The organism is Pseudooceanicola antarcticus, assembly GCF_900215355.1.
Classification (GTDB): domain Bacteria; phylum Pseudomonadota; class Alphaproteobacteria; order Rhodobacterales; family Rhodobacteraceae; genus Pseudooceanicola; species Pseudooceanicola antarcticus.
On record NZ_OBEA01000002.1, the window covers coordinates 677,608 to 689,507 of the forward strand.

General features: G+C 64.9%; 11 protein-coding genes. 5 read left to right on the forward strand and 6 right to left on the reverse strand.

Translation table 11 applies throughout. From position 1 onward, the window contains the following. The first annotated feature begins 50 nt into the window (after positions 1-50). Together CRO50_RS07690 and CRO50_RS07695 are read left to right on the forward strand one after the other, a co-directional pair. Positions 51-653 carry a 2-hydroxychromene-2-carboxylate isomerase gene (locus CRO50_RS07690; protein ID WP_179747220.1) on the forward strand — a complete coding sequence of 201 codons (603 nt, stop codon included), beginning with the start codon at positions 51-53 and terminating at the stop codon, positions 651-653. A 50-nt stretch (positions 654-703) separates the two neighbouring features. Further along, positions 704-1,459 carry an alpha/beta fold hydrolase gene (locus CRO50_RS07695; protein ID WP_232617733.1) on the forward strand — a complete coding sequence of 252 codons (756 nt, stop codon included), beginning with the start codon at positions 704-706 and terminating at the stop codon, positions 1,457-1,459. 224 nt (positions 1,460-1,683) lie between these two features. On the opposite strand, the gene CRO50_RS07700 is transcribed toward CRO50_RS07695, so the two are convergent. From CRO50_RS07700 to glyA, 4 genes are all read right to left on the reverse strand, one after another. Continuing rightward, positions 1,684-2,721, reverse strand: coding sequence for a threonine aldolase family protein (locus tag CRO50_RS07700; protein ID WP_097145285.1), 1,038 nt, complete (start codon positions 2,719-2,721; stop codon positions 1,684-1,686). Next, complete coding sequence (locus CRO50_RS07705) at positions 2,721-3,194, reverse strand: YcgN family cysteine cluster protein (RefSeq protein ID WP_097145286.1); 474 nt, start codon at positions 3,192-3,194, stop codon at positions 2,721-2,723. The genes CRO50_RS07700 and CRO50_RS07705 overlap by 1 nt, the downstream gene beginning before the upstream one ends. Continuing rightward, positions 3,191-4,129, reverse strand: coding sequence for a bifunctional riboflavin kinase/FAD synthetase (locus CRO50_RS07710; protein WP_097145287.1), 939 nt, complete (start codon positions 4,127-4,129; stop codon positions 3,191-3,193). The genes CRO50_RS07705 and CRO50_RS07710 overlap by 4 nt, the downstream gene beginning before the upstream one ends. A gap of 67 nt (positions 4,130-4,196) precedes the next feature. Continuing rightward, positions 4,197-5,480: a serine hydroxymethyltransferase gene (gene glyA, locus CRO50_RS07715; protein WP_097145288.1), complete on the reverse strand. Its 1,284-nt coding sequence runs from the start codon at positions 5,478-5,480 to the stop codon at positions 4,197-4,199. 218 nt (positions 5,481-5,698) lie between these two features. Between glyA and CRO50_RS07720 the strand changes: the two genes are divergently transcribed. Continuing rightward, positions 5,699-6,463, forward strand: coding sequence for an NAD kinase (locus CRO50_RS07720; protein ID WP_097145289.1), 765 nt, complete (start codon positions 5,699-5,701; stop codon positions 6,461-6,463). Between the two features lie 115 nt (positions 6,464-6,578). Then, on the forward strand, positions 6,579-6,776 hold the full coding sequence (locus tag CRO50_RS07725; RefSeq protein WP_097145290.1) for a CsbD family protein: 198 nt from the start codon (positions 6,579-6,581) through the stop codon (positions 6,774-6,776). Positions 6,777-6,845: 69 nt separating this feature from the next. Here the strand turns inward: CRO50_RS07725 and CRO50_RS07730 are convergent, their stop codons facing one another. Together CRO50_RS07730 and CRO50_RS07735 are read right to left on the reverse strand one after the other, a co-directional pair. Continuing rightward, a complete protein-coding gene (locus CRO50_RS07730; RefSeq protein ID WP_097145291.1) occupies positions 6,846-8,750 on the reverse strand; it encodes a propionyl-CoA synthetase in 1,905 nt (634 codons plus the stop codon). Between the two features lie 254 nt (positions 8,751-9,004). After that, positions 9,005-11,296 (reverse strand): NADP-dependent malic enzyme, encoded by a 2,292-nt coding sequence (locus tag CRO50_RS07735; RefSeq protein ID WP_097145292.1) that lies wholly within the window; start codon positions 11,294-11,296, stop codon positions 9,005-9,007. A 214-nt stretch (positions 11,297-11,510) separates the two neighbouring features. Between CRO50_RS07735 and CRO50_RS07740 the strand changes: the two genes are divergently transcribed. Beyond that, positions 11,511-11,900, forward strand: coding sequence for a cytidine deaminase (locus tag CRO50_RS07740; protein WP_179747221.1), 390 nt, complete (start codon positions 11,511-11,513; stop codon positions 11,898-11,900).

Consider the following 11,900-nt stretch of genomic DNA (forward strand, 5'->3'; position numbering starts at 1 on the left):
AGCACCCCGCTAACGTCTTGCCAAACGGCACAACTCCGAGGAGAGAGCACTTGGCCCCCCATATCGACTATTATTTCACGCCTGTATCTCCCTGGACCTACCTGGCCGGCGACGGGCTGGAGCAGATCGCCGCCCGCACCGGGGCAAGCATCGCCTACAAGCCGGTGGATCTGATGAAGGTTTTCGCGCAGACCGGGGGCACGGCCCTGGGTGAGCGGCCCCCGGCGCGGGTCGAGTACCGCATGCAGGAGCTGAAGCGCGCGCGGAAGAAGCTGGGCATGGACCTGGTGCTGCAGCCCGCCTATTTCCCGACCAACCCCGCGCCCGCGAGCTACGCGGTGATCGCGGCCGAGAAGGCCGGGGGCGGCGACACGGGCAAGCTGGTGCAACTGCTGCTGCGCGCCTGCTGGGCCGAAGAGAAGAACATCGCCGAGGACGAGGTGATCCGCGAGGCGCTGGACCAGGCGGGCTTCGATCCGGGGCTGGCCGACAGCGGCTTGCTGACCGGCGCCGAGACCTTCGTGGCCAATACGGAGGAGGCTGTGGCGAACGGGGTCTTCGGCTCTCCCTTCTATATCGTCGACGGGACGGAACGCTTCTGGGGGCAGGACAGGCTGGCCGACCTTGAAGCCCATCTCACGGGCCGGCTCTGATGCGCAGCGAAGGGCGCTACCTCTGGGGGAAGGAGGGGCGCAAGGTGCTGATGTTGCACTGTTCTCTGGCCCATGGCGGGGCCTGGGCCGGGATGGCGCGGGCGCTGCCGGTGCAGGCCCTGGCGGTGGATCTGCCGGGGCACGGGCAGGGGCCCGAATGGGATGAGGGACAGAGCTTCCAGCTGCAGGCGCGCCGCCTGGCAGAGGCGGCGGCAGAGGATTTCGGCGCGCCGCTCGACGTGCTGGGGCATTCCTTCGGCGCCACCGTGGCGCTGCGGCTGGCGGTGGACCGGCCTGATCTGGTGCGCTCCCTCGCGCTCTACGAGCCGGTGTTCTTCACCCCCGCCTTCCGCGCCTTTCCCGGACTTGAGGCGCATCACAACGCGCAGCTCGCGCCCTACCAGCAGGCCTGGGAGGCGGGCGACCGAGAAGGGGCCGCGCGCGCCTTCATGGCGGTCTGGGGCGATGGCCGCCCCTGGGAGGCCCTGCCCGAGGCACAACGCCGCAGCTTTGCCGAACGGGTCCATCTGATCAATGCGATCCGGGATACCAACTATGGTGACCCGGTCGGGATGCTTTCCGAGAAGCGGCTGGCGGGGCTCTCCTGCCCGGTGCTGCTGATGGATGGCTCTGAAAGCCCGATCTATGTCTCGCGGATCAATGCCGCCTTGCAAGCCGAGATGCCCTGGGCGCGGCGCAGCGTGATCGAGGGCACGGGCCACATGGGGCCGCTGTCGCACCCCGGTGCGGTGGCGAGGGAGGTTCAGAACTTCTGGGCCGAATGTGAAAGCCCGGTCAGCGGCTAGGGCTGGACCGGGCTGATTGCCAGCGGCTTTCCCTGCAAGGCAGAGCACGACCGGGGAAATCGAAGAAAGTGAAATTGCTTGCGTGGCGAAATTCAGGCTATGCCTGAGCTGTGCCGCGCAAGCAATTATGCCTGCCTTGAAAATTGCGGATCTTGCGAAAGCGTAAATGCTTGCGCATCGCATGAAGCTGCGCGCGCAAGCCCTTGGGGTGCTGGCCTGATGATCTAGCCTCGGGCGAGGTCCAGGAAACGCGAGATTTCACTCTCGGGCAGGGACCAGTCGCAGACGAAGCGGGCCGAGAGCATCTCGTCGTCGTCCCCCTCGGTCGAACCATGCAGGCAATAGCGCGCTCCGGCCTCCTGCAGGCGGCGGTGGGTGGCGCGGGGCAGCGCGGCAAAGAGGATATTGGCCTGGGGCTCATGCTCGAAGACGGCACCGATCTCTTTCATGCCCCTGGACAAGACGCCCATGTTGGCATTCGAGCGCCGCGCCAGGTCGAGCCAGAGATCGTCTTGCAGATAGGCCTGCATCTGGGCCGAGAGGTAGCGGTGCTTCGAGAAGAGATGCGCGCCACGCTTGCGGCGCAGCTCGAATTCCCAGGCTTTCTCGGGGTTGAAGAAGATGACCGCCTCGACCCCGACGCAGCCGTTCTTGGTACCGCCGAAGCTGACCGCATCGACACCCGCGCGCCAGGTCATCTCGGCCGGTGTGCAGCCGAGCGCCACCAGCGCGTTGGCGAAACGGGCCCCGTCGAGATGGGTGGGCTGGCCCGCGCGTGCGGCAACCTCTGTCAGCGCGGCGATCTCTTCACAAGAATAGATGCGTCCCTTTTCAGTGGCTTGCGTAATCGTCAGCGGACCGGGCTGCGCAGAATGCACCGCGATATCGGCGCTATCGCCCATCACGGCGGCCAGGTCCGAGGGCGCGATCTTGTCGCTGTTGCCAACCGGGGTCAGCTTGCCCGCGCCCATGTAGAACTCGGGCGCATTGCATTCATCTTCGTAAACATGGGCGACCGGAGAGCAATAGGCCGTCTGCCAGGGCTCCGACAGGGTGGCCAGCGCCAGCGAGTTCGCGGCGGTGCCGGTGGCGACCAGGTAAACCGCGGCTTCGGGGGCCTCGAAAATCTCGCGCAGGCGCGCGCGGACGCCCTCCATGATCTCGTCATTGCCATAGGGCATGGCGAAACCTTCGTTGGCACGGGTCATGGCCTCGATCACCTTGGGGTGGGCGGGGCCTGCGTTGTCGGATGCAAAGTACATCAGAGCGGTTCCTCTATGATGTGATCCTCCCATTCGTCGTCATCGACCTCGAACTCGGGCACGGTCATGCCCCGGACCGAGACCCCGGCCTTGTGGACCGACTCCGGATCACCGGAAATCAAGGGGTGCCAGTCATATAGAGGCCGTCCCTCATGCAGCAGCCGATAGGCACAGCTCTGCGGCATCCAATACATGTGGCTGTCGAGGTTCTGTAGCTTCAGCGTGATGCATTCGGGCACGAACTGGTGTCGGATCGGGTATTGCGAGCAGAGACAGCTGTCTCCGTCCAGCAGACGGCAGGCGACATTGGTCAGCGCCACCTCGCCGGTCTCTTCATCTTCAAGCTTGTTGAGGCAGCATTTGCCGCAGCCGTCGCAAAGCGCTTCCCATTCGGCCACGGTCATGCGCTTCAGCGGGACCGTCTCCCAGAAACGCTCTCGCAGCCCGTCGCGGGGGATCCGACCGTCGCTCATAGCGTGCCCAGGATGTCCCGTGCCTGTAGGCAGTCGCGGTCCATCTGTTCGATCAAGGCGTTGATATCAGTGAATTTCTCTTCGGGTCGCAGGAAATCGACGAGACCGACCGAGATCTGCGAGCCGTAAAGGTCGCCGCGGAAATCGAAGAGATAGGTCTCGAGGTTGGGTTCCTGCCCGCCGAAGGTCGGGCGCAGGCCAAGAGAGGCGGCCCCATGGTAGCTGCCGGCATGGGGTCCGGTCAGCACATCGACCAAAACTGCGTAGACGCCGAAGCGCGGGCGGTGCAGATCGGTCAGCGCCATGTTGGCGGTGGGAAAGCCCAGGTCACGGCCGCGCTGATCGCCACGGATCACCGTGCCTTCGATGCGATGCCAGTGCCCCAGCATGGCCGCCGCATCCCGCGGCAACCCGTCCGACAGCGCCTTTCGGATGGCAGTAGAGGAAACCTCTAAACCTTTCCTTTCCAAAAGCTGCGCTACGGAGGTGCCAAATCCCTCGGATTCGCCGTATTTTTGCAGATCCTCAACTTTCCCGGCCCGTTTGGCGCCGAAGTGGAAATCTGCGCCCACCACGACGTGCCGTGCACCAAGCCCATCCGAGAGCACGCCCTTGGCGAATTCCTCGGGGCTGAGCGCGGCGAGGGCGGAGGTGAAGCTGAGCTCGTAGAGCACGTCGACGCCCAGCTTCTCGAGCCGATGCGCGCGCGCGGCGGCATTGGTCAGCCGGAAGGGCGGGGCATCGGGGGCAAAGAACTGGCGGGGGTGGGGCTCGAAGGTCATCACGCCAAGGGGCGCAGAGAGACGCTGGGCCTCGGCGCGCGCGATGTCCAGAACGGCCTGGTGGCCGAGGTGGATGCCGTCGAAATTGCCGATGGCGACAACGGCGCCACGCTCGGCTTCCGAGACGAACTGGTAATCCCTGACGATCTTCATGGCCGAGGCCTACTCTGCCCGAAAGGGCGTGGCAAGGGGCGCCGCGACGGACGCCCCAGGCCAGGGATCACATCTCGGCGTAAAGCGGGAACTTCGCGCAGAGGGCTTCGACTTCGGCCTTCACCTTGGCCTCGACTTCGGCGTTGTCGTCGATGCCGTTGGCGGCCAGGCCGTCGACCACTTCGACGATCCAGTCGGCGATCTGACGGAACTCTGCTTCACCGAAGCCGCGCGTGGTGCCCGCCGGGGCACCAAGGCGGATGCCGCTGGTCACAAAGGGTTTTTCCGGGTCAAACGGCACGCCGTTCTTGTTGCAGGTGATATGCGCACGGCCCAGGGCGGCCTCTGCGGCCTTGCCGGTGACGCCCTTGGGGCGCAGGTCAGCCAGGCAGAGGTGGTTGTCGGTGCCGCCAGAGACGATGTTGATTCCACCCTTCATCAGCTGGTCGGCCATGGCCTGGGCGTTCTTCACCACCTGGGCGGCATAGTCCTTGAACTCGGGGCGCAGCGCCTCACCGAAGGCCACGGCCTTGGCGGCGATCACATGCATGAGCGGGCCGCCCTGCAGGCCGGGGAAGACGGCCGAGTTGATCTTCTTGGCGATATCCGCGTCGTTGGTCAGGATCATGCCGCCACGGGGGCCGCGCAGCGACTTGTGCGTGGTGGTGGTGCAGACATGGGCGTGGGGCAGGGGCGAGGGATGCTGGCCGCCGGCCACGAGGCCCGCGATATGCGCCATGTCGACCATCAGGTAGGCGCCGACCTCATCCGCGATCTCGCGGAACTTGGCCCAGTCCCAGACGCGGGAATAGGCGGTGCCACCGGCGACGATCAGCTTGGGCTTGTGCTCGAGCGCGCTCTCGCGGATGGCGTCCATGTCAAGCAATTCATCTTGCTTTCTAACGCCGTAGGAGACGACGTTGAACCACTTTCCGGACATGTTCACCGGGCTGCCGTGGGTCAGGTGACCACCGGAGTTCAGGTCCAGCCCCATGAAGGTGTCGCCGGGCTTCAGCAGCGCCAGGAAGACCGCCTGGTTCATCTGGCTGCCGGAGTTGGGCTGCACGTTGGCGAAGCCGCAGCCGAACAGATCCTTGGCGCGCTCGATCGCCAGTTCCTCGGCGATGTCGACGTATTGGCAGCCACCGTAGTAGCGCTTGCCCGGATAGCCCTCGGCATACTTGTTGGTCATGACCGAACCCTGTGCCTGAAGCACGGCAAGGCTGACGATGTTCTCCGAGGCGATCAGCTCGATCTCGTTGCGCTGGCGGCCCAGCTCCTTCGTGATCGCGCCGAAGATCTCGGGATCGCGGGCTTCGAGGGCCTCAGTGAAAAAGCCGGTATCCGACATGGGCGTTCTCCTTGGTCAGGTTCAGGGCTAGTTAGCGCTTTGGCCGCGAGGTCGGAAGGCCCCAAATCGTCATGATGATCATGAAAAGCGGCGTAATGGTGCGCTTTGCTGGCCGGGGCTGGTGCGCTGCGGGGATTTGTGCTTGTTTCGGACCCGAATGAAAGCTTTCGGAAACCGGCGGTTGCACCCGGAGACGGGGCTTCGCGGAGGCACGGCAGATGAGCATCAAGATCGCGTTTACCGCCAGTCGGGGGCAGACGGCGCAGGCGGCACGCAAGAGCCTGTCTGCCCGTTACGGCGCCGTGCCCGAGGCGGAGGCGGATGTGATCGTTGCCCTGGGCGGTGATGGCTTCATGCTGGCGACGCTGCACCGCACCCAGGCGCTGCCGGCGCCGGTCTATGGCATGAACCGTGGCACCGTCGGCTTTTTGATGAATGAATTCAACGAAGTTGACTTGGTGCAACGCCTTGAGGGCGCCGAGGAAGAGGTGATCAATCCTCTCCACATGCGTGCCACGCGCGCCGACGGCAAGGTGCAGGAAGCCCTTGCGATCAACGAGGTATCCCTGTTGCGCGCGGGTCCGCAGGCGGCGAAGCTGCGGATCTCGGTCGACGGGCGGGTGCGCATGGACGAGCTGGTCTGTGACGGTGCCCTGCTGGCGACGCCCGCGGGATCGACGGCCTATAATTACTCGGCCCATGGGCCGATCCTGCCCATCGGATCTGACGTGCTGGCCCTGACGGCCATCGCCCCCTTCCGGCCCCGGCGTTGGCGCGGTGCGCTGCTGCCAAAAGAGGCAAAGATCCGTTTCGACGTGCTGGAGCCCGAGAAACGCCCGATCATGGCCGATGCGGACAGCCGCCGCTCGGTGTCGAACGTCCTGTCCGTCGAGGTGGGCTCTGACCCCTCGGTTTCGCACCGTATCCTCTTCGATCCGGGCCACGGCCTGGAAGAGCGTCTGATCCGCGAGCAATTCGTCTGACGCCACGGGTTCCACCGCAAAGAGGAAATCTTTGCGCGGAACTTCCACCTCTCTGGCGGGTTCTTCGGATGACGGATGCAAGGCGCATCCGCAACCTGCCCGAAAGGAGGACCCTATGAACTGGGATCGTATCGAAGGCAATTGGAAGCAAATCAAGGGCGAGGCGATCGCCCAATGGGGCAAGCTGACCGAAGACGACGTCGACTTGATCGACGGTCGCCGCGAGCAGCTGGTCGGCAAGATCCAGGAGCGCTACGGCGTTGCCAAGGACGAGGCCGAAGCCCAGGTGCGTGACTTCGAAAAGAAGTACTGACACCACGCTGATTGTAGAGAAAGGGCGGCCATCTGGCCGCCCTTTTCCCTTTTTTTCAAGGCTATGGCCTCAGCAGTCCTGGGTCTCCGGCGCGAGGCCGATGGATTTCAACGCCACGCGGATCTCGTCGAGGATCGCCGGATCGTCGATGGTCGCGGGCATCTTGTAGCTCTCGCCATCGGCAATCTTCACCATCGTCGCGCGCAGGATCTTGCCCGAACGCGTCTTGGGCAGCCGGTCGACCACCACCGCCTGCTTGAAGGCCGCGACCGGGCCGATCTGCTCGCGCACCAGCGCCACGCATTCCTTCACGATCTCGGCATGTTCGCGGTTCACGCCCGCCGAGAGGCAAAGGAAGCCCAGCGGAGCCTGACCCTTCAGCTTGTCGGACATCCCGATCACCGCGCATTCGGCCACATCCGGGTGAGAGGCCAGGACCTCCTCCATCGCGCCGGTCGAAAGCCGGTGCCCGGCCACGTTGATCACATCGTCGGTGCGCGCCATGATGTAGAGGTAGCCATCCTCGTCCACCATGCCCGCATCGCCGGTCTCGTAGTAGCCGGGGAAGGTGGTCAGGTAGGACTTCAGGTAGCGCTCTTCGGCGTTCCAGAGCGTCGGCAGGGTGCCGGGTGGCAGCGGCAGCTTGATGGCGATGGCGCCCAGCTCTCCGGCGGGCAGGGGGTGGCCGTCCTCGCCCAGCACCTGCACGTCATAGCCCGGCATCGGCACGGAGGGAGAGCCCAGCTTGACCGGAAGTTCCTCTATCCCCAGGGGGTTGGCCGCGATGGCCCAGCCGGTCTCGGTCTGCCACCAGTGGTCGATCACGGGCACGCCGAAGTGTTTCTGTGCCCATTTGATCGTATCGGGGTCGGCGCGCTCGCCGGCCAGGTAGATGGCCTGCAGCTCATGGGCCTTGTAGCGGCGGATCCACTCGCCATCCGGGTCCTCGCGCTTGATGGCGCGCAGGGCGGTCGGGGCGGTGAAGAAGCTCTTGATGCGCTGGTTCTGGATGATGCGCCAGAAGACACCGGGGTGAGGTGTGCCGACGGGCTTGCCCTCGAAGACCACGGTGGTGGCCCCGGCCAGCAGCGGGCCGTAGCAGATATAGCTGTGGCCGACGACCCAGCCCACGTCCGAGGCGGCCCAGAAGCGGTCTCCGGCGTCGATATTGTAGACGTTCTTCATCGACCATTGCAGCGCGACCAGGTGCCCGCCGGTGTGCCGCACGACCCCCTTGGGCTGGCCCGTGGTGCCCGAGGTATAGAGGATATAGGCCGGGTGATTGCCCTCGACCGGCACGCATTCGGCGGGCTTCACGCCGTATTGGAACCCGTGCCAGGAGAAGTCACGCCCCTCGACCAGCTTGGCAACCTCTTGTTCACGCTGGAAGATCACGCAGAACTCGGGCTTGTGTGCAGCGATCTCGATGGCCTCGTCGAGCAGCGGCTTGTAGTGCACCACCCGGTTCGGCTCGAGCCCGCAGGAGGCGGCGATGATGGCCTTGGGGGTGCAATCGTCGATCCGCACGGCCAGCTCATGGGCGGCGAAACCGCCGAAGACCACCGAATGCACGGCGCCCAGGCGGGCGCAGGCCAGCATGGCCTCCAGCGCCTCGGGGATCATCGGCATGTAGATGATGACGCGATCGCCCTTCTCGACGCCGCGCATCCGCAGCGCACCCGCCAGCGAGGCGACGCGCCTTTGCAGCTCGGCATAGGTGATGCCCTTGGTGGCATGGGTGATCGGGCTTTCGTGCTGGATGGCGATCTGGTCGCCCCGGCCCGCCTCGACGTGCCGGTCCACCGCGTTCCAGCAGGCGTTGACCATCCCGTCCGAGAACCACTCGTAGATCGGTGCCTTGTCGTCAAAGAGCGCCTTGCTTGGCTTTTCCTCCCAGTCGATGGCCTCTGCGGCCTGCATCCAGAATGCCTCGGGGTTCGCCTGCCAGGCGGCGTAGACCTCCTTATAGGACATGAGACTCCTCCTTCATCTCCCTGGGTAAAGGGTAGGGGAGGGGTTCCTGATCGGGCAAGCGGCGAAATGGCGCGTCAGGGCGCAGGAGGGGATGAATTTGCAAAACCGCGACAAGTTGTCCTGCAAAGTTTTGCAAACCTACCGGAAATATTCAGAAATCGGCAAAGGGCAGCGAGTTTTGCAAAGTATGCAAAGCCATTGCTGCAAAATTCTGCACAGCGGAAAGATATATCCGCTGTGCAGGGATTCGCGGATCAGCTGTAGTGAGCGACCGGCGTGCCGGCGATGGCGGCCATGTTGAGCAGCCCGCGCGCCGTGATCGAGGGGCTGACGATATGGGCGCAGTTGCCCATGCCCATCAGGATCGGCCCAACCTCCAGCGCGCCACCCTTCATCTTCAGGATGTTGCGCACGCCCGAGGCCGCATCCGCCTGGCCGAAGACCAGCACGTTTGCCGCTCCCTGCAGCCTGCTGCCGGGGAAGACGCGCTCGCGCAGCTCCGGGTCGAGCGCCGAGTCGACGTTCATCTCGCCCTCGTAGAAGAAATCTCGGGGCTTCTGGTCCAGGATCTCCATTGCGCCGCGCAGACGGCGGGCGGTCTCGGTATCTTGGTTGCCGAATTGCGAACGGCCGCAGAGCGCGATCTTGGGCACGAGGCCGAAGCGCTTCACGTGACGGGCCGCGCCGATGACCGCCTGAGAGATCTCTTCAGCCGTCGGATCCGACCAGACATGGGTGTCGGCGAGGAAGAGAGGGCCATCCTCAAGGATCATCAGCGAGAGCGCGCCATGGGGGCGGCGCTCGGGGCGGCCGAGGATCTGCTGGATGTACTTCAGGTGCCAGCGGTATTCGCCGAAGGTGCCGCAGATCAGCGAATCCGCCTCGCCGCGATGCACCATGACCGCGGCAATCGCCGTGGTATTGGTGCGCATGATTGCGCGGGCGAGGTCCGGGGTGACGCCCTTGCGGCACATGATCTTGTGGTAGGTCGTCCAGTAGTCACGATAGCGCGGATCGCTTTCCGGGTTCACCACGTGGAAGCTTTCGCCCGGACGGATCGTCAGGCCGGCCCGTTCGCAGCGCGAGGCGATGACATCGGGGCGGCCGATGAGGATCGGCTGCTCGGGCGTTTCCTCGAGGATGGCCTGGGCGGCGCGCAGCACGCGCTCATCCTCGCCATCGGCGAAGACGATGCGACGCGCGGCGGTGCCGGCGGCCTCGAAGACCGGACGCATCAGCAGCGCCGACTTGAAGACCGAGCCATTGAGGCGCGCCTTGTAGGCTGCGACATCCTCGAGCGGACGCGTCGCCACGCCGGACTCCATGGCCGCCTTGGCAACGGCGGTCGAGACCACGCCCGAAAGTCGCGGATCGAAGGGCTTGGGGATCAGGTAATCGACGCCGAAGGTCAGCTTTTCGCCCTGGTAGGCGGCGGCGGCTTCGGCCGAGGTGGTGGCACGGGCCAGGGCCGCGATCCCCTCGATGCAGGCGATCTGCATCTCGTCGTTGATCTCGGTCGCACCGACATCCAGCGCACCCCGGAAGATAAAGGGGAAACAGAGGACGTTGTTGACCTGGTTGGGAAAATCGCTGCGGCCCGTGGCGATGATCGCGTCGGGCGCCACCTTGCGGGCCTCGTCCGGCATGATCTCGGGGGTGGGGTTCGCAAGGGCGAAGATGATCGGCTGCGCGGTCATCTGGCTGACCAGCTCGGGCTTCAGGACGCCGGGGCCGGAGAGGCCCAGGAACATGTCCGCGCCCTCGATCACCTCGGCCAGGGTCCGCTTGTCCGAGCGTTGTGCGAAGGCGGCCTTCTGCGGGTTCATGTCCTCTTCACGGCCCTCGTAGACCAGGCCATGGATATCGCAGAGCCAGACATTCTCGCGCTTCACGCCCAGCTTGAGCAGCATGTTGAGACAGGCGATGCCCGCCGCGCCGCCGCCGGTCGAGACGATCTTGACGTCCTCGAAATTCTTGCCGGCCACCCGCAGGGCGTTGGTGGCTGCAGCCCCCACCACGATGGCGGTGCCGTGCTGGTCGTCATGGAAGACGGGGATGTTCATCCGCTCGCGGCACAGTTTCTCGACGATGAAGCAATCGGGGGCCTTGATGTCTTCAAGGTTGATCGCGCCGAAGGTGGGCTCCAGCGCGCAGACGATATCCGCAAGCTTCTCGGGGTCGCTCTCGTTGACCTCGATGTCGAAGCAGTCGATCCCGGCGAACTTCTTGAAGAGAACGGCCTTGCCTTCCATCACCGGCTTCGAGGCCAGCGCCCCGATGTTGCCCAGCCCCAGCACGGCAGACCCGTTGGAGACCACGGCCACCAGGTTGCCGCGCGCCGTGTAGCGCGAAGCGTTGGAGGCATCGTCCTTGATCTCGAGGCAGGCCTCGGCGACGCCGGGAGAATAGGCCAGCGACAGGTCGCGGCCATTGGCCAGCGGCTTGGTGGCGCGCACCTCCAGCTTTCCGGGTTTCGGGTTCTCGTGGTAGGCCAGCGCGGCGTTGCGGAAGCTGGTCTTGTCGGGGTTCGAGCCGGTGTCGGACATCTTTGGCCTCTCAGTCCAGAAAGTAGTTTGGCGTTAAACTATCTTACCCGCCGGGGAAAGCCCTGCCTTGGGCACGAGGCGGTGAACGGCCGGTTTCCCCGATGCGGCAGGGCGCGCTGGCGGGCGGTGCGGCGTTAGCCCTTGCCATTCGTCCAAGGCCCCGGAAGACTGCGCCCGATGGCGCTTTGACGCCCAACTTAACACGGAGATGAAGATGGATCTGCTGCAGGCTGCAACGGAAGCTTACGAAAAAGCTTACGCGCCCTATTCCAAGTTCAAGGTAGGCGCGGCGATCCGCACCCCTTCGGGCGAGGTCTTCCAGGGCGTGAACGTGGAAAATGTTGCTTATCCCGAAGGCACTTGCGCCGAAGCCGGGGCGATTGCGGCAATGATCCTCGGCGGACAGAGCGAGGTTTCCGAGGTGGCCGTGATCGCCGATGCCACCGCCCCCGTGCCGCCCTGTGGTGGCTGCCGGCAGAAGCTGTCGGAGTTCGGGAAGGGCGATGTGAAGGTGTCCATGTACACGCTCTCGGGTGAGAAGCTGGAGATGACGCTGGCCGAGCTGCTGCCGGGCAAGTTTACCGCCGAGCACATGAAAGACTGA